At 70.3% G+C, this 24,241-nt stretch carries 16 protein-coding genes; 6 read left to right on the top strand and 10 right to left on the bottom strand.

What is annotated here, in order from left to right; all coding sequences use genetic code 11:
• Positions 1 to 145 precede the first annotated feature (145 nt).
• On the bottom strand, positions 146 to 1,153 hold the full coding sequence (locus WME90_RS15995; RefSeq protein ID WP_437281985.1) for a hypothetical protein: 1,008 nt from the start codon (positions 1,151 to 1,153) through the stop codon (positions 146 to 148).
• A gap of 68 nt (positions 1,154 to 1,221) precedes the next feature.
• On the bottom strand, positions 1,222 to 2,634 hold the full coding sequence (locus WME90_RS16000; RefSeq protein ID WP_437281986.1) for a protein kinase domain-containing protein: 1,413 nt from the start codon (positions 2,632 to 2,634) through the stop codon (positions 1,222 to 1,224).
• A gap of 255 nt (positions 2,635 to 2,889) precedes the next feature.
• Between WME90_RS16000 and WME90_RS16005 the strand changes: the two genes are divergently transcribed.
• Positions 2,890 to 3,705: a hypothetical protein gene (locus tag WME90_RS16005; protein ID WP_437281987.1), complete on the top strand. Its 816-nt coding sequence runs from the start codon at positions 2,890 to 2,892 to the stop codon at positions 3,703 to 3,705.
• Between the two features lie 83 nt (positions 3,706 to 3,788).
• On the opposite strand, the gene WME90_RS16010 is transcribed toward WME90_RS16005, so the two are convergent.
• Together WME90_RS16010 and WME90_RS16015 are read right to left on the bottom strand one after the other, a co-directional pair.
• Positions 3,789 to 5,039: a glycosyl hydrolase family 18 protein gene (locus tag WME90_RS16010; RefSeq protein ID WP_437281988.1), complete on the bottom strand. Its 1,251-nt coding sequence runs from the start codon at positions 5,037 to 5,039 to the stop codon at positions 3,789 to 3,791.
• A 602-nt stretch (positions 5,040 to 5,641) separates the two neighbouring features.
• A complete protein-coding gene (locus WME90_RS16015) occupies positions 5,642 to 7,039 on the bottom strand; it encodes a sigma 54-interacting transcriptional regulator (protein ID WP_437281989.1) in 1,398 nt (465 codons plus the stop codon).
• A gap of 596 nt (positions 7,040 to 7,635) precedes the next feature.
• On the opposite strand from WME90_RS16015, the gene WME90_RS16020 reads away from it, so the two are divergent.
• On the top strand, positions 7,636 to 9,282 hold the full coding sequence (locus WME90_RS16020) for a cellulose binding domain-containing protein (protein ID WP_437281990.1): 1,647 nt from the start codon (positions 7,636 to 7,638) through the stop codon (positions 9,280 to 9,282).
• 464 nt (positions 9,283 to 9,746) lie between these two features.
• Here the strand turns inward: WME90_RS16020 and WME90_RS16025 are convergent, their stop codons facing one another.
• Positions 9,747 to 11,834 (bottom strand): alpha-amylase family glycosyl hydrolase, encoded by a 2,088-nt coding sequence (locus WME90_RS16025; protein WP_437281991.1) that lies wholly within the window; start codon positions 11,832 to 11,834, stop codon positions 9,747 to 9,749.
• Between the two features lie 186 nt (positions 11,835 to 12,020).
• Positions 12,021 to 13,355: a cytochrome P450 gene (locus tag WME90_RS16030; RefSeq protein WP_437281992.1), complete on the bottom strand. Its 1,335-nt coding sequence runs from the start codon at positions 13,353 to 13,355 to the stop codon at positions 12,021 to 12,023.
• A 455-nt stretch (positions 13,356 to 13,810) separates the two neighbouring features.
• On the opposite strand from WME90_RS16030, the gene WME90_RS16035 reads away from it, so the two are divergent.
• On the top strand, positions 13,811 to 15,223 hold the full coding sequence (locus WME90_RS16035; RefSeq protein WP_437281993.1) for a hypothetical protein: 1,413 nt from the start codon (positions 13,811 to 13,813) through the stop codon (positions 15,221 to 15,223).
• 9 nt (positions 15,224 to 15,232) lie between these two features.
• Here the strand turns inward: WME90_RS16035 and WME90_RS16040 are convergent, their stop codons facing one another.
• Positions 15,233 to 17,113, bottom strand: coding sequence for an amidohydrolase (locus WME90_RS16040; RefSeq protein WP_437281994.1), 1,881 nt, complete (start codon positions 17,111 to 17,113; stop codon positions 15,233 to 15,235).
• A gap of 99 nt (positions 17,114 to 17,212) precedes the next feature.
• Positions 17,213 to 18,232 carry an AraC family transcriptional regulator gene (locus tag WME90_RS16045; protein WP_437281995.1) on the bottom strand — a complete coding sequence of 340 codons (1,020 nt, stop codon included), beginning with the start codon at positions 18,230 to 18,232 and terminating at the stop codon, positions 17,213 to 17,215.
• Between the two features lie 336 nt (positions 18,233 to 18,568).
• On the opposite strand from WME90_RS16045, the gene WME90_RS16050 reads away from it, so the two are divergent.
• Positions 18,569 to 19,105, top strand: a complete 537-nt coding sequence (locus WME90_RS16050; RefSeq protein ID WP_437281996.1) for a VOC family protein — start codon at positions 18,569 to 18,571, stop codon at positions 19,103 to 19,105.
• A 94-nt stretch (positions 19,106 to 19,199) separates the two neighbouring features.
• Here WME90_RS16050 and WME90_RS16055 read toward each other — a convergent pair whose 3' ends face one another.
• Positions 19,200 to 20,405, bottom strand: a complete 1,206-nt coding sequence (locus WME90_RS16055) for a hypothetical protein (protein WP_437281997.1) — start codon at positions 20,403 to 20,405, stop codon at positions 19,200 to 19,202.
• 150 nt (positions 20,406 to 20,555) lie between these two features.
• The gene (locus WME90_RS16060; RefSeq protein WP_437281998.1) at positions 20,556 to 21,164 is read right to left on the bottom strand and encodes a polysaccharide biosynthesis/export family protein; all 609 of its coding nucleotides are present in this window, start codon (positions 21,162 to 21,164) and stop codon (positions 20,556 to 20,558) included.
• Positions 21,165 to 21,423: 259 nt separating this feature from the next.
• Here WME90_RS16060 and WME90_RS16065 point away from each other — a divergent pair, with 259 nt between their 5' ends.
• Positions 21,424 to 23,040, top strand: coding sequence for an O-antigen ligase family protein (locus tag WME90_RS16065; RefSeq protein ID WP_437281999.1), 1,617 nt, complete (start codon positions 21,424 to 21,426; stop codon positions 23,038 to 23,040).
• A gap of 96 nt (positions 23,041 to 23,136) precedes the next feature.
• Positions 23,137 to 24,066: a Uma2 family endonuclease gene (locus WME90_RS16070; protein WP_437282000.1), complete on the top strand. Its 930-nt coding sequence runs from the start codon at positions 23,137 to 23,139 to the stop codon at positions 24,064 to 24,066.
• Positions 24,067 to 24,241: the final 175 nt, after the last annotated feature.

The raw sequence follows: 24,241 nt of genomic DNA on the forward strand, positions 1-24,241 counted from the left end.
GTCGATAGGGCCCCCCTCGTCCACAGACGCCGCCTGCCCCGCTGCCCGCAAGTGGCGGGGCAGGGGAGAAGGCAATCGCAGTGATCTCCTATCCCGGGCATGGCGTGCTGGCCGGCTCATGGGCCGGCGGCGCGCGCGAGCCGCGTCACCAGCGGCTACGCACCACGACGCCGCCACCGGCCTGGCCCGCCGTCAGCTCCCAGCTCACCTCGGGTGCTGGCTGGCGGCGCGGGGATGGCTCCAGCAGGAAGACCAGCGCCGACGCGCCGACGAGCGCCACGCCGGCACCGAAGCCGACCGTGCTCACCAGCCCGAGCTGCTTCGCGCGGTTACCAGCCTCGAGCCCGTCGGGCTGGCATCGCGCCCGGTCGGGGCTCACGTCCCTGCAGTTGTCGGCCGCGACGCCGCTCGCGTCGAGCGCCATCCACCCGGTCACCGATCCGACGATCAGCCCGGCCACGCCGAGCCCGCCCGCCACATAGGTGGCCACCCGCAGGCCGCTGGGCCCCTGATCCGGCGGCGGCGCCGGCGGCTTGGCGCGCGGCGGCGCCGGCGGCTTGGCGGCGGCCGGGGGCTTCACCTCGAGCACGATCGCCTTCGACTCCGACCGGTCGATCGTGAACCGCGTCTCGGCCATGGCCCCTCCCGGCGCCTGCGTCGTCACGACGTGCTCTCCGGGATCGACGGGGAGCGCGACGCCAAGCGAGGGTTGCTCCAGCGTGATGCCGTCGCACTGCACGCGCGTCCCCGCCGGCGTGCCCGGCGGCAGCGACAGCGTGAGCTGCGGCACGAGCGGCGCGAGCGCGCTGCGCTGCCCGAGCGCGATCTTGTGTCGCGCCGCCTGCTTGACCCGCTCGGACTCACTCATGCGATCAACCATCGCGAGATAGTCGTTGTAGCGCGCGATTGCGGTCGCGATACGCCCCCATTTGGCCTCGCACTCGGCGAGCGTGAATAGCCGCCCCGGGCGAGGATCGAGGCGCTGGCTCTCGGCGAGGGCAGGGCAGCCGGTCTCGTACCGGCCTGCCAGCATGTCGGCGCGCCCGCGGTCGAAGTGCGACTCCGCGACGGCGAGCGCCTGCGCGCCGGCCGGCGTCGCGACGGCGACGCCCAGCACACCAAGACCGATGGACCGGAACCAAGAGAAGCGCATGAGTGAGCCGCCAAATACCATCGTTCCCGCTCGCTCCCGGCGAAGAAGTGTCCGCCCTGCCATCGTGCTCAGTCCGGCTTGTACAGCAACTCAGGGCTCGTCTCTGCGGCCGACGGGGCTGGCGTGACCCTGCGCCGTGAGCCGAGCGCTGGCGGCGGCGACGCGCTCGCCGCCCCCGTCGCGGGGGCGAGCGCGCGGCTGCCCTTGCCCAGCGGCTCGGAGGGCGTGGGAGCGGGCGCCGCGACGTCCGGCGCTGTGGCTGTCGCCGAGGCGTCGGGGAGAGGCGGCGTCGGATGGACTTCAGGGGGCGCGGAGGCGGGCGAGCGCGCGTCCCCCGCGGTCTGCGCGGTCTTCGCGCTCCCGTCGGCGAGGAGCGCGCCGCGGCTCAGCGAGGCGAAGGCGCCAACGCCGCCGCCGACGAGGACGAGCACCGCGACGGTGATCGCGGCTCGGCTCCGTTGCTTCGTGGGGGGCAGCGCGGTCACCACGGCCGCGGTCGGGAGCTGGATGCCGCTTGGCGGCGACGAGCGGGAGCTCGGGGATCCACGTCCGCTCGGCGTCTCCGCGGGGAGCAGGCGCGAGGATCGCACCGGCGCGGCGGGCAGGTCGAAGACCTCGGCGAGCGCCTCGATTGCGGCCGAAGCGGCGGCGAAGCGCGCCTCGGGGGCGCGGGCCGTCACCTTGGCGAACCACGCGTCGAAGGCCGGAGGCAGCTCCACCCCCTCGGCGTTCGCGCGCGCGGACGCGGGCTCCTGCGGGCCGTGCACGGCGAGCGCCGCGAACGCGAGCGCACTGTCGTACTTCCGCCTGTCGTTCAGCCAGTACGCCTTGCCGACGAGGAGCGTGTACGCGATCATGCCGAGGGCGAAGATGTCCGCAGCCCGCGAGACCGACTCGCCGCTGAATTGCTCTGGCGCCATGTACAGCGGCGTGCCGAGGACGGCGGTCGCCGCCGAGTCCGTCGCCGTTTCGACGACGAGCTTGGCAATGCCGAAGTCGAGCACCTTGATCCTGGGCGCCCCGTCGTCGGTCTCGGCCAGGAAGAGGTTGGCGGGCTTGAGGTCGCGGTGGACCACCCCCGCGGCGTGTGTCTTGTCGAGGGCGATGGCGGTCTGGCGCAGGAAGGCGACGGCCTCTTCCGGCGGCAGGCGCCCGGCGTGGCGGAGGCGCTCGTCGAGCAGCGTGCCGCGGAGCAGCTCCATCACGAGGAACGGCTTGCCGGTCTCGGCATCGATACCGGCGTCGAACACCTCCACGATGTGGTCGCTCTCGATGCGCGCGGCGACGCGCGCCTCCAGCTTGAACCGGGCCTGGAACTCGGGGTTGGCGGCGAGGTGCGAGTGCATGACTTTGAGCGCCCGCCGGCGCTCCGTCTCGATGTGCAGAACCTCGTAGACCGCGCCCATCGCGCCGCTGGCGATTCCGCGCACCACGCGGTACCTGCCAGCAAACAGCCTCCCGTCGTCCAGACTCAGCGACATGGGTTCCACCAGCAGGCGAACTTATACACCAGCGTACGCGACGCCTGCACTCAGGAACTGACGGATCGGAGCGCTGTTTACAATGTCCCAGCAAAGATCTAGGGCGCGCTCCGTCGGTCTGCGCCATCGCGCGGCGGAATGGCCGGTGGCCGCTCGGTGACTGATCGGTGACCGACGTGTGACTTGATGGGGGCATCATTCCATTTCGGCGGCCAACCTCATATCCTCCGTGACCAAAAACTCGCGAAATTCCCCATGAAAATGAAGACGATGCTGGCTCTCGTCCGGTGCGCCGGCGGATGTGCCATGGCGCTGCTCGGGCTCGGATGTGCGCAGATCTTCGGCTTCGACAAGATCTACGAGCCCGAGGACCAGAGCTCCGGAGGCGGCGGCGCAGCGGGCTCAGCGGCCGGGAGCGGCGGCGGCGCGGGGAATCCATGCGAGATCCTCGCGGTGCTGCCCGGGGAGACCCTCGCCTGGTCGATGATCGACGACATGGAAGACGGAGATACCCGGATCTCCAAAGGGAACGGGGCGAACCCTTGGGCAGGGTTCTGGTTCGAGGACAACGACGAGTCACCGCAAGGAAAGCAGGATCCTGCGGACCCGGCGGACCTCGTGAGCACCCTTGACCCTCCGCGCGGCGCCAGCATCAAGGCCTTGCACACGAGCGCTGATGACGGCTTCGTCCTCTGGGGAGCCGGCGTCGGCTTCCATCTGGACGACGAGGGCTACTACGACGCATCCGAGTACCGTGGCCTCACGTTCTGGGCCCGCGCCGAGGAGGGCTCCACAAGGAAGATGAAGGTGATGTTCATCGATCAGCAGACCTATCACCTGGGGGGCATCTGCAACGAAGCCGAGGAGGGATGCAACAATCACTTCCACAAGCCGGTCATGCTGGAGACCGACTGGAAGCACTTCAAGATTCCGGTGGAGTGCCTCAAGCAGGAGCCCTACGGTAACCAGTTGCTGGCGCCCGCCCTGGACCGGCTCTGGGCCATCGAGTTCTTCTTCGACAAGGAGCTGGCGTTCGATATCTGGATCGACGACGTCGCCTTCTACCGATAGGCGCAGATCTCCTTCAATCAAGGGGAGCGCGCGCTGTCCGCGATCGGCGGGCGGAATCGCCGCGCGCTCCACGCGATCCCGCTTCAGTCCGTGACGAGAGGTCCCACGCCGTTGGCGAACTGCCACCCCTTGCTCTCGTCCATGTGGATCTCCCAGTCGAACACGCCGCGGAGCGCCGGGTGGTTGCTCTCGACTTGATTCCACGTGGGGATCGCGTCGTCGATCGACATGTAGTATTGCCGGTCCGAGATCCCGAACCCCACGACGACGTGCGTCGGACCGAGCAGCGAGACCCACTCGTTCACGCTGTTCACGATGTAAGACTGCTCGGCGAGATCGGGGCCATCGTAGTACTGCGGGGCCGCGTAGTCCAAGGCGCCGGCGTCCACCATCTGCTGGCAAAACGTCTTGTCGCGGCTGTTCCAGGGGGCCGGAGGCGCGGTGATGATGAAGCCGGGGATGCGCCGCTTCAGCTCCTGGCTGATCCAGATCATCTCGGAGGTGTCGGGGGCCTGATCGGCCTCGAAGGTGTTCCAGTCGAGGCCGTCGAACCCACCCAGGCTGTCGTAGATCCCGATCACGCTATCGACGAACGTCTTCGACTTCGCGCGCGTCGGGAAGCTCATACCATTGTGGGCGCCGCCGACGGAGAGGATGATCCTGCGATCCTGGATCGTCCGTGCGTACTCGATGTCGGCGTTCAGGTTCGTCGCTGCTCCCTTGCCATCACCCGGCGCCTCCCAGTAGACGGCGCCCGTGGTGCCGGGCGATCCTCCGAAGGGCTTCGCGGCAAAGAGATAGATCACGTTGTAATTGCTGTTGATGTCCCGGATGCGGACGGGCGCTTCCGTCCAGTTGGGGTAGTAGCCAGCGACGATCTTTGCGGGGAGCCCACCGCCCGCGCGGGGTCTGCCGTCGTCGCCGGGGCTGCCGCTGCAGCCGGAGTACGGCTCCCAGAAGTACGTGCTGACGGTCGGGATGTAGCCGGGATTGTCGTATTTGGCGATGTAGGCCGACCCCTCGTAATTCACGATGTCCCCCGCGGCATACGGCTGACCCTCTTGCCATTGCGGATAGTTGCACGAGCCGTCGGTGGGCTCGGAGCTGGAGCCCTCGGTGGGCTCGGGGCTGGAGCCCTCGGTGGGCTCGGGGCTGTCGCTGCAGCCGGAGTACGGCTCCCAGAAGTACGTGCTGACGGTCGGGATGTAGCCGGGATTGTCGTACTTGGCGATGTAGGCCGACCCCTCGTAATTCACGATGTCCCCCGCGGCATACGGCTGACCCTCCTGCCACTCCGGAAAGTCTGCGCACGCGGCGGATTCGTTCTGATCCACCTCGAGCTCCTCCGACGAGCTGGAAGCAAGGCATCCGAGCCCGCTCGCGGTGAAGGCGACGAGGAGAAGTGAAAGCTTGGGAGCAATCTTAGAGAGATGGAGAGACATGGTGGCCTTTCTTCGACGAGAGATGAACGATCGCCGATGGTGGTCTCGCCGAACGCAGCATTGCCATGCTGCGATCCGGCGCCGCTGGGCCGTGACTCGCCGCTGGGCTCGACCTCGATCACCACCCGTTGATGGGGACATCGTGGTACCGAGCGCGGCCGGGTCGTCGTGGCCCGATGCAGCTGCGCTGCTTCTGCTGCTTCAGAGAAGAGCAAGCGATGTACCAGTCGTGATCATGGCTCCGACGAGGGGCGCACGGCGTCGCGGCAGCCCGTCGCTGAGCTCTTCCTGGTGCCGAAGCGCGGCGATCGCGCCCGGCAAGCCAGGGGCGCGTGGGCGATCGGGGAGATCGCACCGCGATCGCCTCGATCGCGAGCGTGGGAACTCCTGGATCGCCCCCGGCGATCCGGCGCTCTCGCGCCGCCTGGAGCTCATCCGCGGCCTGCCGCGCGCCTGTCGCGCGCCTGTCGTCCCGCGCGCCGGCGCCGCGGGGGTCAGGTGGAGCGCCGGGCGCGCAGGATCTGGAAGTACCGCCGCGCGATGCCCGACGCGGCCGCCGCGTTGCTGACGTTGCCCCCGTGCTGCGCGAGGACGCGCTGCACGTAGCGCCGCTCGAAGTGATCGACGATCCGCTCCCGCGCGCGCGGCAGGGGCAGGTTCAGCGCGAGGATCTCCTCGACGACGTCGCCGGATGTCCCGGGCTCTGCGCCCCCGCGCGTGGAGGGCGGAGCCGGCGCGCCCGGGGAGGCGAGCCCGGCCCGGGTCGTCTCGATCGGCGCGGCCTCGCCGAGCGCCACCCGGCGCGCCACGGCGTTGTAGAGCTCGCGCACGTTGCCCGGCCAGTCGTAGTCCTCGAGCCGCTCGCCGAACCCCTGGGGGAAGGGCGCGCCGCGGCCCGCGAGCTGCCGCCAGAAGTGGTGCGCGAGCACCGTGACGTCCCCCCGCCGCTCGCGCAGCGGCGGCAGCTCGAGCCGCGCCACCGCGAGCCGGAAGAACAGATCGTCCCGGAACCGCCCCGCCTGGATCTCGCGCTCCAGATCGCGCCGCGTCGCCGCGAGCACCCGGATGTCGACGCGGATCCACCTGTTCGAGCCGACGCGCTGCACCTCCGAGCGCTGGATCGCGCGGAGCAGCTTCGCCTGCAGCGCGAGATCGAGATCGCCGATCTCGTCGAGCAGCAGCGTGCCGCCGTGCGCCTCCTCGAAGACGCCGCGGCGGGTCTCGTTCGCGCCGGTGAAGGCGCCACGCTCGTGCCCGAAGAGCACCGACTCGACGAGCGTCGGCGGCACCGCCGTGCAGTCGAACACAACGAACGGCCCGGCGGCGCGCGGCCCCTGCTCGTGGATCGCCTCGGCGAGCACCTCCTTGCCGGTCCCGGTCTCGCCCTCGATCACCACGGGGACGCTCGAGGCCGCGAGGCGCTCGCACAGCGGGTAGAGCAGCCGCATCGCCTCGCTGGCGCCGACGAGCCTGCCGAACTGCACGGCGGGCGAGAGGTCGGGCGCCTGCGTGACGCCGAGCGCCTCGACGCGGAGCACCGTCTCGCCGATCCGGATGAGCTCGCTGCCCTGGAGGTAGATGTCGCCGATGCGGAGCCCCTGGACGAAGGTGCCGTTGGTCGAGCCGAGATCGGTGACGCGCAGCCGGGCGCCAGCGAGCTCGAAGGCGGCGTGGCGGCGAGATACGAGCCGGTCGGTGAGGGCGATGTCGCAGGCGGGGCTGGTGCCGGCGAGCACGCGGGCGGGCAGCCCCGGCGCCACGGTGAACCGGCGGCCCTCGTCCGGGCCCGCCATGATGGAGAGGGCGAAGCTCTCGGCCGCGGCCGCGGCGGGGCGCACCGGCCCGGGAAGGAGCTCGGTGGAGGCGGCGTCGTTGTCGCTCAGCGGGAGCATCCATCCATCTCAGCAGGCCTCCGCGCCGGCGTCACGCGGCGCCGCGCGATGCGGAGCGTGGTTTGGCAGCATCATTGAAATTATCCAGCGTTTGGGACCCCCGAGTCGCTGGGCGACCGCCATCGACGGCGGGTGCGATCCCGTCGATCGCGCCTTTGCCCCGGAGATCGCACCCGGAGGATCGCCGGGATCACCATGGTACGCACTCCCGGCGATGATCCGTTGATCCTGTCGCTCCGAAGCCCAACCGGGCGCTGCTCAGCGCTGGCACACGTCCTGCTTGATGTCGGCCGTCGCGCCCAGCGCGGCCGCGATCATCCCGGGGTCGCAGCTCGACGCCACGTTTCTTTTTACTTGGCACAGGAGCACGCGCCACGCGGCGCAGCAGGAGTGTCCATGCTCTGGATCTCTGCGCGCAGCGGACGCCGCTCGACGCGAGGAGCGGGGTCGACCGCGGCTCGGCGATGTCGCGCGATACGGGCGTGAAAGGAGCACGATTGACAATCATGAACTCGAGATCTCTACATGCTGTCGAGCAGGCGAGACGGACCGGTCGACGCAGACGCGCGACGTTCCTCGAAAATATGGCCCATTTCTTGCGGACTCGTGCCCTCCGCCTCGCGTGCTTGAGCCTCTTCGTCGCGCTCTCGACCTGCGGCCACTCGAGCGGTAGTCTCGCCGGAACGACCGACTTTACCGTTCAGTACAGCAACTACGACGCCGCCGCGCCGAACGACACCATCATCGAGGCCGGGATAAAGATTCGCAACAACACCGCTGCCTCGATACCGCTGAGCAGCATCGTCATACGCTACTGGTTCACGAAGAACGGCGCGACGACCGTGACCCCGGCGTGCTGGTGGTGGAGCCCGGGATGCAGCCGAATCACGCTGACAACCGGGACAGTGTCCTATACGGGCGCCGACCGTTACGTGCAGATCGGATTCACCAGCGCCGCCGGGAGCTTGGCTGCGGGGGCGACGACCCAGCCGATCGACCTCGGGATCGAGTTCGACACGAACGTCGTCGAGACCGACGATCACTCGTATGGAAACCAGACGACCTTCTCCAACTCTGGCCGTATCACCGTGCACGACGCCGGCTCCGCGCCCACGGGCGGCTTGCGCAGCGGTACGCCGCCGAGCGGCAGTGTGTCGCCGCCTCCGGCGCCGATCTCCCTGACGGCCACGGCGTCGAGCGCAAGCGCGATCTCCCTGAGCTGGGCGGCGAGCAGCGGTGCGACGAGCTATGACGTCTACCGATCGACCACGTCGGGTTTCACGCCTGGCACGGGGAACCGCATCGCCAGCGGCGTGACCTCTACCAGCCACAACAGCACCGGCCTGTCCGCGTCGACCACCTACTATTACAAAGTCACGGCCCTGAACGCGGGCGGCGCGTCTGCCGCCTCCAATCAGGCGAGCGCGACGACCCGGGCCGGCAGCGCGGTCACAGCCGAGTTCTTCGACGATTTCAGCTACAACGGGACCGGCGACGCCAACTTCAGGAGCTGGTGGTCGCTGCGGAGCTGGTCGGGGGCGCCAGGGGTGAGCGGCGCGGCGTGGTTGGAATCCAACGTCTCGCTGGTCGCTGATCCGCAGAGCTCCACGAACAAGCTGATGCGTCTCAAGGCGAGCACGAGCGGCACCGGAGCGACCACCTCGCAGGCCGAGGTGATTACCAATGCCCAGAAGTTCCGCTTCGGCACCTACGCGGCCAAGGTCAAGTTCAACGACACCCCGCTGTCCGGCGCGCGTTTTTACGCCGACAAGCCCGTCGAGACCTTCTTCACCTTGACCGAGTGGGCCGCCGGCGACCCGGACTACTCGGAGCAGGATTTCGAGTACATGCCCAACGGCGGTTGGGGACAGGGCAACACGAGCACGATGTGGCTGACCTCGTGGGAGACGTCGGACGTGAACGTCTCAGACTCGGTCTCCGCGAACTTCAACGGCTTTCACACGCTCGTCGTCCAGGTCACCAGCGCGTCCATCAGCTATTACATCGATGGATTGCACCGCGCGACGCACGGTTCCATGTACGTCCCAGAAGTGGATCAGTTCATCTTCTTCAACCTCTGGTTCGATGAGCTCGATGCCGCACAGGGCAGCTCGCGGACGTACCACGAGGATGTCGACTGGGTCTACTTCGCCGAGGACGCGATCCTGTCGTCCGCCGAGGTCGACGCGAAGATAGCTGGCCTCCGCTCTTCGTCGATTTCCCGCCGGGACACGGTGCCTTAGAGCGGAGCTCACTCTCTCCGGACACAGGCCCATCTCGCCACGCGCGCGCGGCGCCGCGACAAGAACGGCCAATCGCTCCCTCGAACCTCTCGGCGTCAGACGGCGGAGGGCGCCCCGTTGGGCCACACCGGGGCCGCCCTCCGCGGCGAGACAGGCGGAAACCATGAAAATTTCCGCTGTTCCGGCGACCGCTCGCCATCGACCGGTGTTTGGGCGGGTTAGGGCTGCGGCGCGAGTGCATCCGTCAGGTCTGCAAGCGAGGATCTCAGGATCGAAAGCTTCAGGAGCCCCCTGTCGGGTAAGTCCATGAAAGGAAGTGCGGAAAGCCCTGGCCCGTGTCCTGCTAGGTGACCAGGGCAGAGCGCCCGTGACGGCTTCCCCCCCCCGCCGTCGAATGGGCGCTCTGTTTTTTGTGGCCCGGCGCGGGAGGGCGCGGGGAGCGCCTGGCAGACGCTGGACCGCGCCTACCGCGGCACGAGGACGCGGACGTCCCAGGGCGCGAGGTCCAGCGCGAGGGAGCCGGCCCGGAGGTGCGCGCCGGCGCCGCTCAGCGCGTCGCGCAGGCCGCCTCGCGCGTGGCCGGCGAACGGCTCGGGGACGGTGAGCCGCTTCTTCACCGGTCGCTCGCTGAAATTCAGGACCACGAGGGCAAAGCGGGACGCGTCGTCGCCGTGCCTGACATAGGCGAAGACCTCGTCGTCCGGCCCCCCGGCGTGCACCGTGAGGAGCCCCGGCGAGCGGAGCGCCGGGACGGAGCGCCTGAGCCGGATCAGCTGCTCGTAGTGCCGCGCCAGCTGGCCGGGCGGAGGCCGTGAGACAGGGGCGAGGCCGCCGTAAGGCTCGTACTCGGCGCCGAGCTCGTCGAACGTGTAGACGCACGGGATACCCGGCAGGGTCAGCAGCGCCGCCGCGGCGGCGCGCGTCAGCCCCGGCCCGTGGCGGGTGACGAATCGAGCGCCTGTGTCGTTGTTGTTGATGAACCTGAGCGTGCGCTCGGGGCGCTCGGCGCGCGCCGCGGTGGCGGCGAGCGCCGCGCCGAGCCGGGCCGCGATGCCGCGCGGCGCGCCGAACACGTCTTTCCAGGCCCAGTGTCCGAGCTCCTCGGTCCAGTCGTAGGCCGCATCGAACCCGTGCTGCAGGTAGTACGGATCGCGCGCCGAGGCCTCGGCGATCAGCGCGAGGCGGGGGCTCACGCGCCGGAGCTCGGCGGCCCAGGGGGACCAGAGCCCGCTCCGCCGCTGCTTGATGCCCCACGCGGCGTCGACGCGGTAACCATCGATATCGAACCGACGCACCCAGTGCAGCGACGCCTCGAGCATCCAGCGCGCCACCTCGGCGCTGTCGTAGTTCAGGTTCGGCAGGTGCTCCCAGTCGAAGTAGTGCGTCGGCTCCCCGCTGTCGTCGCGATCGTAGAAGCCGAAGCTGTGGGCGCTGCGCATGCGCCGCTCGGCTTCCCGGAAATACGGGTGCTCGGCCGAGGTGTGGTTGGGCACGAGATCGAGCAGCACGCGCAGGCCGCGCCGGTGCGCGTCGTCCACGAGCTCTCGGAGATCTCGCTCGGTCCCGTAATCGGAGCGCACGCTGAGGTAATCGGTGACTGCATACCCGAAGTCGCCCGCTGGCGCGGCGAAGATGGGTGATAGCCAGATCGCCGTGACGCCGAGCGCCTCGATCGCGGGCAGGGCGGCGCGGACGCTCTGGAGCGGCGGATCGCCGAAGAAGGGCGGCACGACGCCGTAGAGGACCGCATCGTCGATCCACGCCGGTGCTGCCGCGCCAGGGGACGCTGCGACCGGCGGCGCGACGCGCGCGGCGTCGCCCCGGCCGCGATCGTCGCGCACCCTGAGCTCGTACAGCGCCTGGCTGCCCGCGTCCGGCGCCGGCAGCTCGATGCGAGCGCCCTGCCCGAGCGGCTCCGGCGCAGCGTCGTCGCGCAGGCGGAACCATTCGAAGGCGACGATCTCGGCGCGCGAGCGCTCGCTGGGCTCGCTGCTCGTCGCGTCGAGGACGAGCTTGCCGCCTGCCAGCGCCGAGCGGGCGCGGGCGCGGGGCGTGTCCTCCAGCCGGAGGCGGTACGTGACGGGCGGAGAGTCCAGGTCGCCTGCGCTCGCCTCCCGGCAGCGCGCGACGATCTCGTTCTCGCCCTCGAGCAGCGGGACGTCCGCGAAGAACCGCTGCTGCTCGATCGCGGCGGGGAACACGTCGCCACCCACCCGGATCGCGCATTCCTCGAGCGTGCCCGCGCCGGCGAGGGCGCCCTGGATGCGCGCGCTGAAGGCCCAGACCTCGGCATCGCCGGCGTGCAGCTCCAGCCGGGCTCGCGCGGCTCCGGACGGGCGCGGCGAACCGGCGGTGGTGACCGACTCGCACGAGGACGCCGCCAGGAGCAGCGCGGCGGCCCATCCGAGCCGGGAGAGCCGCCGCGGGCGGCGCGATGCGCTTGCGGCGCGCTGCCCTGGGGCGCCCGTGCTCGCGTCGATCGGGACGACCGGCGAAGAGGGAGATGCACAGGGAGAGGAGGCGGCGGTCGCGCGGAGGAGGCGTCTCAGCATGGGGGGCGGTGCGGCAAGCGGGGGAGCCCCTCTATTCCAGATCCACCCCTGGCGATCGCCGAAGCGAAGAGAGCACGGAGCTTTTATGTCGTGATCTTCTCTCTCTCCTCCATGTCCGCCGTGTCGTGCCGGCCGGGGCGGCGCATTCCCGTGCTGGGGCTTTCTCTGCGCCTCCTCGCGCCAGGATCAGGCAGCGGCGTGGAGGCGGCTGCGGCCGCGGGCGCGCACGACGAGCGGGACGCCGCCCGAGGGGCTCAGCGTCAAGTTCCGGCGCACGGGGCGGGGCGGCCGCTCGTCGAGCAGGCGGAACTCCCATGCTGACAGCGCCACGCCGAGCACGATCTTCATCTCGAACATCGCGAAGGCCGCGCCGATGCAGCGACGGTGTCCGCCGCCGAACGGCAGGTACTCGAACGGGGAGAACTTGCGCTCCAAAAAGCGCTCCGGCCTGAACCGGGACGGCTCGGGGTAGAGATCGGGGTGGTGGTGCACGAGCAGGATGCAGGGGGCGACCCCCGTCCCCGGCTGGAGCTCGTGCCCTCGGAGGCGGAACGGCTGCGCCAGGAGGCGCGGCGACTCGGTGACGATCGGATAGATGCGCAGCGCCTCCTTGCACACGGCGTCCAGGTAGGGCAGGGCGGCGAGGCGCTCCGGGTCGGGCTCCGGGCCGAGGGCGTCGATCTCGTCGCGCAGGCGCGCGAGGACGCCGGGGTTGCGGTGCGCGTGATCGAAAGCCCACGCGAGGGCGAGCGCCGTGGTCTCGTGCCCGGCGAACAGCAAGCTCCGGAGCTCGTCGAAGATGGCCTGATCGCTCATGGTCGATCCGTCGTCGTAGCGGGCCGAGACCAGGAGGCTCAGGATGTCGTCGCCCGGCGCCGCGCGCGCCCGCTCGATCTGCCCGCGGAACAGCGCCTCGAGGTCGTCGACGCGCCGGCGGAAGCGAGCGTACGGGCCGAGTCCGCCGAGGTCCCGCTGCAAGAACGGCAGGAAGGTCAGCGCCGGGGTGAGCGCGTCGGTCATGGCGATGACGGCGCGGGCGCACGCGCTCGCTCGAGACGGCTCCTCCACCCCGAAGACGGCGCGGATGATGACGTCGAGCGAGATCGCCTGCGTGATCTCCTGGGCCACGGCGCGGGGCGCGCGCGCCGCCTCGGTGAGCCGACGGGCGGCGGTGTCCGCCATCGCCGCGGCGTAGGCGCGCATGCGATCGCCGTGGAACGGCGGTGTCAGCAGCTTCCGCTCGCGCCTGTGGCGCTCGCCCGAGAGCATGAGGATCGAGTGCGCCCCCACGAGGGGCGCGATGGCCTTTGTGGCGTAGGGGGCCATCGTCTCGGCCGGCGCCGTCATCACGTCCTGCACCGAGCCGGGGTCTCCGGCGATCACGACATCGCCGTTGACCACGGGCACGTTGAAGACATCGCCGTAGGTGGCGGCGCACTCGGACAGGAACTCGAACGGACGTGTAAGGAACTTGTAGGTCGTCAGAATGCGGCCACGCGGGCCTCGCGGCAACTTGCTCATGGCGTACCTCGGCAGGAGCTCGATCCCGGGGGCGCGCGGCGCCTCGCCGGGATCGATGGAACGATGGGCCCGGCGCGCCGCCCCGGCAGCGGCGTCGGGCGCCAATGTTGCGACGGATGGCGCCAGGTGGAGCGCTCGCTCCGGCCCGTCGAGCAGGGGTCGAGGCCGCCGATGTCACGCCCGACGCAGCGCCTTTTGTGCAGGGCGCAAGACGTCCATCGCCTGAAGGACAATCCGCCAACTCCCAGTTTCGTCGAATCCCCGGTCGGCACGAACGGGGAACAACGCCCGAGAGCGCCGCGAGGCTTCTGCCTTCGATGCGTGTTGCCGGCTCGCGATCTGCACATGGGCGATTCGCCCGATGAGATGATCATGGACTCTCTTACTTGCTCATGGAGGCAGGTAAACCACTTTTGGATTCGCGGTATGACGTGAAGACGCCGAAAGGTCTTGCCATGACGACACATCTCACCACGCTGTTCGTGCTCGCTGGACTGACGGTCCCGCTCGGCCTCGCCGCGCTCTCTTGCAACTCGACCGACGGGGGCGAGGGGGCAGAGCACGTCGCCTCTGCCGAGGACGAACTGCCCCGCCGCGGGCGATTCCGCGACTTCGACGAGCTCACGGAGCGAAATACGCGCGACCTGCTCCGGAGAGGGCAGGAGATCTTCCGATTCGACACCTTCGGTGACGAGGCGTTCTGGGGCGGCGAGCTCCGGCTGCACGAGAGCATCGCCGGCGTGACGCCGGCTCAGGCGCTGGCGCTCGGGCTGAAAGTGGACGCGGACGCGCTCCCGCGGCGGCTACGGGAGCAGATCGCGCGCGGCGAGGTGGACCTCGACGAGCCCGCCGTCACGCTGCGCCTCTTGCTGTTCGACGCGATCCTCGGGGTGACGGGCTTCTTCGACGACCACGACAAGCTGATCTCGATCGGGCTCCAGTGCGCGTTCTGTCACTCCACGGTCGACGACTCCGTGGCTCAAGGCATCGGCAGGCGCCTCGACGGCTGGGCCAACCGCGATCTGGATGTCGGCGCCATCATCGCTACGGCCCCGACGCTCCTGCCGATCGTCAGCCTGCTGCCGCGTGTGCCCGAGGGCATCACCGAGGAAGGCTTAAGGAAAATTCTGCGCAGCTGGGGGCCGGGCAAGTACGACGCCCAGCTGCTCCTCGACGGGAAGGCGTTCCAGTGTGACAAGGAGACCCCCGGCGCGACCTTGCTCCCCAACGCGTTCAACATGGCCGGAACCAACGAGCACACCTGGACGGGCAACTGGGGGTCGGTCCCCTACTGGAACGCGTTTGTCGCCGTGACCCAGATGCATGGGAGGGGTAATTTCTTCGATCCGAGGCTCAGCGATCCTGTCAAGTACCCGAACGCGGCGGAGACCGGGATCTGGAACGTGACGGTGGATCCGGAGGAAGATCTCGTCACGCCGAAGCTCCCGGCGCTGCACTTCTACCAGCTCGCGCTCCCGGCGCCGGAGCCGAAGCCGGGGGTCGACTTCAACAGAGAGGCCGCCGAGCGCGGCGCGAGGCTGTTCACCGGCAAGGCGAAGTGCACCGACTGCCACAACAAGCCGCTCTGGACCGATGCGGGCTGGAACCTGCACACGCCCGAGGAGATGAAAATCGACTCGTTCCAGGCGGACCGCGCGCCTGGCAACTCGTACAAGACGATGAACCTATCCGCCCTCTTCGTCCGAGAGCTGGGGCTGTTCATGAAGGAGGAGAACAAGGGGCGCTTCTATCACGATGGCCGGTTCGCGACGCTGATGGACGTCGTGCGGAGCTACAACGTCCGCTTCGGACTGGGGCTCAACCGCGCCGAGAGGCACGACCTCGTGGAATACCTGAAGTCGCTTTGAACGCCACGATCATGGCCTTCGTGCCCGCGCTGGCCGCGGTGAGTCGGCGGAGAAGACGACCTTTCCTCCGACGAGGGTCATGAGCACCTGGATCTTGCCGAGATCGTCTTCGGGTATCTGAAGGAAGTTCTGGTCCAGCACGATCATGTCGGCGAGCTTTCCCGTCTCGATCGAGCCCACGACCTCTTCCAGCCGCAGCTGGTACGCCGAGCCCATGGTGATCGCGCGCAGAGCGGCGCCACGCGGCAGCAGCGGGTCGTCGTTGAGCCGGCCGGCATACTTCGGACCGAAGCTGCCCGGGTGCGTGGGGTCGCCCCGGCGCGTGACGCCGATCTTCAACGCCAAGAACTCGGCGAACGGATCGACTGGCCAGTCGCTGCCATAGGCGATCCTCGCTCCAGCGTTGAGCAGGCTGCCCTCGGGCTCCAGGCGGGCGTAGCGCTCCGGTCCGAGCTGGTTCTTCATCGCGTCGACCGAATAAGGCGCCTCCTGCGCCCACTGGAACGACATGACCGGGATCACGCCGAGCGCCTTGAACCGGCCGAAGTCCGACGGATCGACCATCTCGCAGTGCGCGATCGCCGGGCGCACGTCCTTGCCCGGGAGCTGCGCGCGCAGGTGCTCGTAGGCGTCGAGCGTCTGCCGCACGGCGCGATCGCCGATCGCGTGGACGTGCGGATCGAGCCCGGCCTTGACCGCGGCGAGCACCAGGGAATCGAGCACGTCCGGCGGAAAGTAAACGTCACCGCGCTTCGTGCCCGGGACCCACTTCGGCGCGCCGTCGGTACCGACGTTGTCGTTGTAAGGTGCGAGCATCGCCGCGGTCTGGGCCGGCGCCTGCAAGACACCATCGAGCATGAGCTTGACGTGGCGCGCGCCGATGCCGGGGGTCGGCACCGCGGCGCCCTGGTCGTGGGAGGCCGCCAGCGCCCGGACCGCGGCGATCGCTTTTTCCGGATCCTTCCCGACCTTTTCAGGATCGAGCAGAATGGCAAAGAACGCCCGCGCCGTCAGCTGGCCGCCGCGCTGCACGGCCGTGAACGCGCTCAGCGTACGTTCGTCCGAAGACGCGTCCATGAAGGTGGTCACGCCCTGGCGGCGGATCGCGTCGAGCGCCGCCTTGGCGCTGCGCACATCGTCCTCGTGGGTCGGCGCCGGGATGGCCCCCGACACCAGCGTGCTGCCGGCGTCCTCGAAGATGCCCGTCGGCTGACCGCCTGCGTCGCGGATGATCTTGCCGCCGGCCGGATCGGGCGTGGCGGCGGTGATGCCCGCCAGCGCCATCCCGCGCGAGTTTGTCAGCACGCTGTGGTGGTCGGTGGAGTGCACGAGGATCGGCCGCTTGGTCCTGAGCACATCGAGCGCGGCCCGCGTCGGATCGGCGTCCACCGACACCGTGCCCTGCCGATCCCAGCTCGTCACTTCGAGCCAGCGATCGGGCTCCTTGGCCGGCTCGCTGTCGAGGCAAGCCTGGATCTTCTGCTGCATCTGCGCGATCGTCCACGTCTTGTAGTCGAGGCTGCACTTCAGACGTTGCACCCCGCCGGACATCACGTGCATGTGGCCGTCGACCAGGCCGGGCATCAGCATACGGCCCGCCAGATCGATGACCTCGGTGCGAGCGCCCACGTACGTCTGTGCGCCGCTGTCGGTGCCGACATAAACGATCCTGCCGGCGCGCACCGCGACGGCCTGATGCACCGAGTCCGCGCTGTCGACCGTGTACACGAAGCCATTCCGTAGCACCGTGTCGGCGGCCTGCGGGATGGAGGCGCCGCAGCCGATCTGCGCCGCGAACAGGGCGCACGACGCCGCGCGCGCGGCGCCGAGCGCGCCGCGACGGCGGGAGGAAACGCGGTGATCACCTGCAGCCCGAGGCCTGTTCCTCATGAGCGATCCTGTACTTCGGATCGGGCGCAGGGATCCAGGGCGATCGCGGGTACGGCGACTGCATCCTGACCGACCCGCGAGGCTCGGCTCCGGCTTGCGCTAGCGGATGCGGGCGCGCCGGTACTCGCCCGGCGTCGTGCCCGTCCAGCGGCGGAAGCTGCGGTAGAAGTGGCGGGGCTCGCCGTAGCCGAGCAGGAAGGCGATCTCCTGGAGCGCGAGATCGCGCCGGCGGACGAGGTCGAGCGCCTTCTCCCTCCGGGCCTCGTCGAGCTGCGCCGTGAACGACGTGCCGAGGTCCTTGAGCGCGCGCTGGAGCGAGCGCGTGCTCATGCCCAGCGCGCGCGCGATCCCCTCCTGGTCCACGTCGCCGCGGTCGAGCCGCTCGTCGATGCGGGCGCGCACCCGCGCGTCGAGCGGCGCGGCGCCGGCGGGCGCGGCGCGCGCGGCGAGGAGCTGCTCGGCGTGGCGAACGAGGTAATCGCGGACCGACGGGTCCGCGCCGACGAGGGGCGCGTCGAGCACGCGCGCGTCGTAGACGAGGGCCGTCGCGCCCGCCTCGAAGCGGGCGGGGGCCCCGATCGCCTCCTCGTAGAGCGACGGCGGGTGCCGGCGGGGATGGCGGAACAGCGCCTCGATCGGCCGCGCGGAGCCGCCGAGGTAGAGCGCGATGAAGCGCGCGAGCGTCGCGATCATCATCTCGATCGGCTCGGCCATGGCGACGACGCGCGGCTCGTGCTCGAGCGCGAAGCGTGCGACCGCGCCGCGCTCCTCGAGCGTGATGCGGAGGTACGGGTCCATCAGCCGGCAGAAGCGGCCGTAGACGGCGACGCCCTGCCGCACGGTCTCGCTGTGGCGAAGGACGTGCCCGATGATGCCCACGACCGACACCGGGATGCAGCGCGCATAACGCAGCCCGAGCGGCTCGCCGGGGAGGCGCTGGAGCAGGAGCTCCCATAGCGAGAAGAGCGATGCATACGGCACGAGCTCGTCGGGCGCGGCGAGCACCTCGGGCGCGACGCCGGCCGCCTGGAGGAGATCCTCCGGCGGGACTCCGCACGACGAGGCGAAGGCGATGAGCCCCGCAGGCATGGATGCGAACACGAGATCGCCGTCGGACATGGCGTGCGCCGAGGATAGCGCAGCCGCCCGTGGACCCGGCGCCGATCCCGCCGAGCTCGATCTCTCCGGGCCGTCTGGGGCACCTGCCGCCCCGCTGACCAGGGTCCCTCGAGCGTCCAGGGCAAGGAGCGCCGGGCCGACATCATGGGTGTGGACTGCCTGTCGCCGGGGTCCTTCACGCGCGATGGGGTGGGACACCGGGACCCGACGTAACCGATCTAACCGAGGTCACCGCCTGCGCCTCGGTTGGCGATCGCTCGACCGATGGCGCGGAATCCAGCTTGAACGAGCGCTCCGGCTCGTGGCATCCTCATCATGCACGCAAAGGGGGGGACGATGGCCGTGCATCACATCGCGCTGGCGACCAGCGATCTGGTCGCCACACACCGGTTTTATACCCGGGTCATGGGGTTCCGTCTCGTGAAGGCCACCGCGGTGCCGTACGAGGGCAGTCGCAATGGGGGCTGGGCGAGGCACGTCTTTTATCGGACCAGCGAGCCCGATGGTCCGCTGCTGGTGTTCTGGGATCTGCACGAAGAGACGTTGCGGGGGCGCTTCAGGACGGATCTCTCGACAGGGCTCGGGCTGCCGGTGTGGATGAACCACCTGGCCTTCAGCGCCCCGACGGGCGAGCTCTATGGTCGGATGCTCGCGCGGTGGCTCTCTCACGGCCTCGAGGTGACCGAGAGGGATCACGACTTCTACCGCTCGATCTACACGATCGATCCCAATGGCATCATGGTCGAGTTCTGCCAGACCCTCCGGCCCTTCTCGGCCGAGGAGCTGGCCGACGCGGAGCGCTCGCTCTTCGATCCCCTGCCGCCGCTCGATCTGCCGCGACCCCCGACCGTCCACCGGCCGCAGATGGGGTGATGCGCCCGCGCGTGATGAAGCGCCCCGCGGAGAGTGCGCTCCATCATGACGGTCCGCGGCGCGCGGGACGGCGACATCGCGTCCGGAGGCGCTCTCAGGGCTGCGCGGCCGCGCCCTGGCAAGGCGCCACCCGATCGGCGCCCCCGAAGAACTCTCGCGCGAGCAGCGACCACGCCCGCGCGTTCTCGGGCGGGCCGCACTTGAACGGCGCCTTCGCGAGCCGCTTGCCGCGGAGCGCCGCTCGCTGCTCGCGGTAGTAGCGGATCGCCAGCTCGGCGGCGTACTCCACCACGCCGTTGCCAGGCTGGAACGAGTAGTAGGTGCCGCCTTTCACGATGGTCTCGTTCGGCGAGTACGGCGTGAGGCAGGAGATCCTCGTCCCGCAGCGCGCGACGATCCCGTCGTAGATCGGCGAGAGCGCCGCCTGGGACCACCCGCCGTGCGCGGCGTCGTTCAGGTGGAAGATCTCGTGGAAGAGCGTCTCCCGCACCGCGTCCGCGGAGCGGTGGAGCGAGCCGGACAGGTTGTACGCGACCGTCCAGCCCGAGGCGTAGGCGGAAGGCGTCCGTGCCCGCACGGACCGGAAGTACCGCAGCGCGAGGGCGCGGTGTCGGTAGCGCACGGGCGAGCTGGCCGTGGCCGCGAGCTCCGCGACGAAGGCGTCGAAGTCGGCGATGGCCGAGGCCGTCCACTCGAGGTGGCGGCGCTCGGCGCGCACCGGCAGCTCCGGGACGAGGTGGAGCATGCCTCGGTAGCCGCCGTCCATCATGTGCTCCCGCTCCAGCCCGGCGACGCTGCCGTGCTGGTCGAAGAGCGCGGTCGCGCTCGCTGCTGCCTGCGGGTCGCCCTGATAGCGCAGCGCGAGCAGGCAGCGGACGCGCTCGTGCCCGGGGGTGGGCGCGGCGGTCGTCCCGGCGCTCCCGCGCCGGCAGGCGTCGATGCCGTCCTCGTGGGCGGCGGCGTCGTCCGGGAACAGGAGCGCCTCGGCTTCGTCGGCCGAGATGGCCGGGGGCGGCTCGGCCGCAGCGGGGGAGGGCGCGGTGCCATCGGCCCGCGCTGTCCCCGCGGACGCCGCGCCGGCAACGGGGCCGCCCGGGCCGGAAGGCGCGCTGGCCGCCGCGAGGACCTGGGAGCCCGGCGGGGCCGCGGCCTTGCCGGCGGGGCCAGGGGGGCCGGGGCTCGCGGGGGCGCACGCTGCGGCGACGAGCATCGGCAACGCGAGGGTCACTACGGCGACGAGCGGCGGCGTGGCCTCGGAGCGCATCCTGCCCAGGATGCCAGAATATCGTGCAACGATCATCAAGCGATATCCGTCAGGGCAGGGGAAGATGCGCGGCGAGGTGCAATGGGCTCTCCACGACGTGAGCTCTGCCTACCTGCCTGCCCGCGCGCGGCTCTGCCCCATGCGGATAAGCCTGCTTCCGGCTCGGCGTGTCCCCGGTGCGAGGCGCTAGGGCACCACCACCGTATCGTTCGTTTGCAGCGGCAGATCCCCGCGGAGATCGCCTTTCCCGACGACCTCATCGAACGCGAACGGAATCCTGCGCTCGCCGACGGCGTCGCGCCGGACGATCACCACGTCGTCGGGATCGGCGAAGCGCGTGAAACCGCCCGCGAGGGCGAGCGCCTGGAGCACGGTGATCTGCGCCCTCGGCGTGAACTCGCCAGGGCGCGACACCTCGCCCATCACATAGACCCGGTAGCTGTGGAGCTCTGCCACCTCCACGCTGACGACCGGCTTCTCGTGATAGAACTTGGCCGCCTGCGTCGCGATGTCCTCGGCGATGCCCATGACGGTGCGCCCCGACGCCATGACGTCGCCGACGAGCGGGATCGTGATGAACCCGTCGGGTCGCACCGTGACGCGCTGGCTGAGCGCCTCGTTCTTCCAGGCGCGCACCTCCAGCACGTCGCCGGGGCCGACCGCATAGGCGCTCGTCGCGCGGCGCTCTGCCTCGAAATCGACCCGCGGGGCGCGCGCGCCGCCGCAGCCCGGGAGCGCCGTGAGGACCGTGAGCGCGGAGCAGAGCAGGGCAATCCGGACACAGCGGGAGCACATGCGGTTTCCAGCCTCCTTGATGCGATCGCGCTCCAGCAAGCGCCGATCCCGCGGCCGCGCTCCGCGCCTGCTCCTAGCGCGCGCACTGGCGCTCTTCCCGCGTGCCGGTCGGACCCGCGGTGCTAGATCCGTCGCGCGGAAGGGGGGAATGCGCGCCGGGCCTCATCGCGCTCGCGCAAGGCGCCTCTCCGCGGCCGTCACGAGGGCGCGCCGCGGGCCGCCGCGCGCGGCGCGCGCCACGAGAACGGCGCGCCACACCATGGCAGCGTGGGTCGTGTGCGCGCTGTGCGCGCTCGTCATCATCAAGCCGCAGGAGTTCATCCCGGCGCTCGCGGGGATTCCGCTCGTTCACGCGGCGTTCGGGCTCACCCTTCTCTGCGTCGCCCTAGACGTCCTGTGGCGGCGGCTCAAGCCGTCGCTCGCGCCGCAGGTCGTCTATGCGCTCGCGTTCCTCGCCTGGGCGGCGCTGACCACCGCGCTGAAGCGCCCGGACGCGCTCGAGGAGCGCGGGATGCAGCTCGCGACCGTGGCGGGCATCTTCGTCGCCATCGCCGTCGCCGCCGCCTCGCCGCGTGGGCTGCGCGCGCTCGCGATCACGCTCGTCGGCTGCGCCGTCCTCACCACCGTGGTCGCGATCGTGCAGTCGTTCCAGCCCCACGGCTGCATGATCGCCGCGGCCGATGACTGGGAAGGCAAGGGCGAGCTCGAGCCGGATGGACGGCCGTGCGAGACCAACCTCGATTGCCGCGTGGACGCGCCCGTGCCCGACGGCAACTACCGGTGTGAGCGCCCCGGGCCGCTCGGCACGTCGACAATCGACGGCCGCGTCCGCTACCGCGGCTCGCTCGCCGATCCCAACGAGCTCTCCCTGATGGCCGGCATGGCGATCCCGCTCGCGATCGCGCTCGCCGAGCGCCGCGCCGGCCCGCGCCGGCAGCGCCGGCCTATCGGCGGCGGGCCGCCGTCGGACGGCGAGCCGCCCGGCGGCGCTGCTCCGCGGCCCGCGCCGCGCGCTGACGCTGCGCTGGGGGGTACGCCGCGCGCTGACGCTGCGCTGGGGGGTACGCCGCGCGCTGACGCTGCGCCGGGCGGCACGAGGCCCGCCGGGGCGCGCCGCGCGCCGACGCTGCCCGTCCTGCTCACGGATCGGCTGCTCTCGCGCGTGGCCGCGGCGCTCCGCGCGCTCCCCGTGACGGTCGTCATCGCGGCGATCGGCGCGATGGTCGTCCTGTCGCGCTCGCGCTCGGGGGTCATCGTGTACCTGGCGGTCCTCGGTATCAGCTTCATCCGGCGGATCGGGACCCTCGGCGTCATCGCCGCCTGCTTCGTCGGGCCGCCCATGCTCCTGCTCGGCGGCCGGAGCGGCGACGAGGCGAGCGAGAGCTCGGAGGAGCGCGTCGAGCTGCTCCGGGAAGCGTTCGAGATGATCCGGCGGACCAAGGGGATCGGCGTCGGGGCGGGGCAGTTCGGCGACGAGTCGTCGCTCGGCTTGACGGCCCACAACTCGTATCTCCTCGCGGCGGCCGAGACGGGCCTGCTCGGGATGTGCCTGTTCGCGCTCGTCCTGTACGCGTCGATCAAGGTGCCGCTGTCGATCTGGCTGGGCGACGTCGATGTCGGCCCCACGGCGAGGCGGTTCGCGCCGGCGATCTTCGTGAGCCTGTGCGGCGCGCTGATCGGCATCTTCTTCCTCTCGTGGGCCTACAAGGACATCCTCTACATGGCGCTCGGTGCTTCCGCCGCGCTGTACGGCGCCGCGCGGGCCGAGGACAGCCGGGTCTCGGTGCGCGTGTCCGGGAGGGAAGTCGCGCTCGTGTGCGGCGGGATGTTCGTGGTGCTCGCGCTGCTCAACGTCCTGCTCCGCTTCCTCGGGTGAGCGCGCCTGCGGGCGCCGTGCGCCCCGGGGCGGCGGCGGCGCGGCCTCGCAGGTCGTGCGACGGGAGCGCCCTGGAACGGTGGTATGCTGGGCGGGATGTCGGCTCCCATCCGCAAGCCCGTCGACCCCACCGCCGCGCCGATCCCCGCCGAGGCGCCGCGCGCCCCGACCGAGGCAGAGTGGGCCGCGATGTCGCCCGCTCAGCGCCAGCAGGCGATCGCGGCGCTCGTCGACTCCGTGTCCCAGGAGGAGATCGACGAGCGCCTGGCCATGGCTGAAGGCGACCCGCACTTCGACGCCAAGGTGGAAGCCCGCGACACGCTCCGCGCCTGGTTCGGCCGGCGCGGGCGGCGCATCTACATCGGCTCCGAGATGAAGGTCCACTATCCGGGCGAGAAGGGCTTCACGCCCGACGTGATCGCGGTGACCGACGTCGAGCCCAGCCCGCGCCTCTGCTGGATGGTCAGCGCCGAGGGCAAGGGGATCGACCTCGCGATCGAGGTGCACTACGCGGGCAACTGGCGGAAGGACTTCGTCGACAACGTCGTGCGGTACGCGTCCCTCGGGATCCGCGAGTATTTCATCTACGACATCCCGCGTGGGCACCTCAAAGCTCATCGGTTGCCGCCCACCGGCGTGCGGCGCTACGAGAGCATCCCGTCGCGCGCCGGGCGGTACAGATCGGAGGTCCTCGAGCTGGATCTGACGGTGGAGGCCGGGCGTCTCCGCTTTTACGCGGACACTGCGGAGCTCGTTACCGCCAGCGAGCTGGTGGGCAAGCTGGAGGGGATGATCGAGGCCGCGGAGGCCCGTATCGAGCAGGAGCAGGCGCGGGCGGAGCAGGCGGTGGGACGGCTGTCGGCGGCGATCCTGATGCTGCTGGATGCGCGCGGCGTCCCGGCGAGCGATGAGGCGAGAGGCCGGATCCTCGGTGAGACGGATGTCGACGTCCTGGGACGCTGGCTCCAGCGGGCGGCGACCGCTGCGGCCGCGGAAGAGCTGTTCAGCGAGCTGGCCAGCGGCTGACAGAAGCCTGACCGGGCGATGCGGTCGACGTGATTTCCTGGAGATTGTCCTTCCTCGTTCCTGGAGATGGTCCGTTCTTGGAATGGAATCGCAGATCTACAGATCGACGGGGTGCTCCCGGAAGGCGAGATACGAGATGATCGAGATCAGGGTGAGCGCATTTGGCTGGGTGCCA

This window comes from Sorangium sp. So ce375 (assembly GCF_051473855.1).
Taxonomy (GTDB): Bacteria; Myxococcota_A; Polyangia; order Polyangiales; family Polyangiaceae; genus Sorangium.

What these genes read in the sequence shown, in the direction of transcription:
- WME90_RS15995 (WP_437281985.1), bottom strand. Translation starts at nt 1,153, where the DNA reads ATGCGCTTCTCTTGGTTCCGGTCCATCGGTCTTGGTGTGCTGGGCGTC.
- WME90_RS16000 (WP_437281986.1), bottom strand. Translation starts at nt 2,634, where the DNA reads ATGTCGCTGAGTCTGGACGACGGGAGGCTGTTTGCTGGCAGGTACCGC.
- WME90_RS16005 (WP_437281987.1), top strand. Translation starts at nt 2,890, where the DNA reads ATGAAAATGAAGACGATGCTGGCTCTCGTCCGGTGCGCCGGCGGATGT.
- WME90_RS16015 (WP_437281989.1), bottom strand. Translation starts at nt 7,039, where the DNA reads ATGCTCCCGCTGAGCGACAACGACGCCGCCTCCACCGAGCTCCTTCCC.
- WME90_RS16025 (WP_437281991.1), bottom strand. Translation starts at nt 11,834, where the DNA reads ATGCTGAGACGCCTCCTCCGCGCGACCGCCGCCTCCTCTCCCTGTGCA.
- WME90_RS16030 (WP_437281992.1), bottom strand. Translation starts at nt 13,355, where the DNA reads ATGAGCAAGTTGCCGCGAGGCCCGCGTGGCCGCATTCTGACGACCTAC.
- WME90_RS16035 (WP_437281993.1), top strand. Translation starts at nt 13,811, where the DNA reads ATGACGACACATCTCACCACGCTGTTCGTGCTCGCTGGACTGACGGTC.
- WME90_RS16040 (WP_437281994.1), bottom strand. Translation starts at nt 17,113, where the DNA reads ATGAGGAACAGGCCTCGGGCTGCAGGTGATCACCGCGTTTCCTCCCGC.
- WME90_RS16045 (WP_437281995.1), bottom strand. Translation starts at nt 18,232, where the DNA reads ATGTCCGACGGCGATCTCGTGTTCGCATCCATGCCTGCGGGGCTCATC.
- WME90_RS16050 (WP_437281996.1), top strand. Translation starts at nt 18,569, where the DNA reads ATGGCCGTGCATCACATCGCGCTGGCGACCAGCGATCTGGTCGCCACA.
- WME90_RS16055 (WP_437281997.1), bottom strand. Translation starts at nt 20,405, where the DNA reads ATGATCGTTGCACGATATTCTGGCATCCTGGGCAGGATGCGCTCCGAG.
- WME90_RS16060 (WP_437281998.1), bottom strand. Translation starts at nt 21,164, where the DNA reads ATGTGCTCCCGCTGTGTCCGGATTGCCCTGCTCTGCTCCGCGCTCACG.
- WME90_RS16065 (WP_437281999.1), top strand. Translation starts at nt 21,424, where the DNA reads ATGGCAGCGTGGGTCGTGTGCGCGCTGTGCGCGCTCGTCATCATCAAG.
- WME90_RS16070 (WP_437282000.1), top strand. Translation starts at nt 23,137, where the DNA reads ATGTCGGCTCCCATCCGCAAGCCCGTCGACCCCACCGCCGCGCCGATC.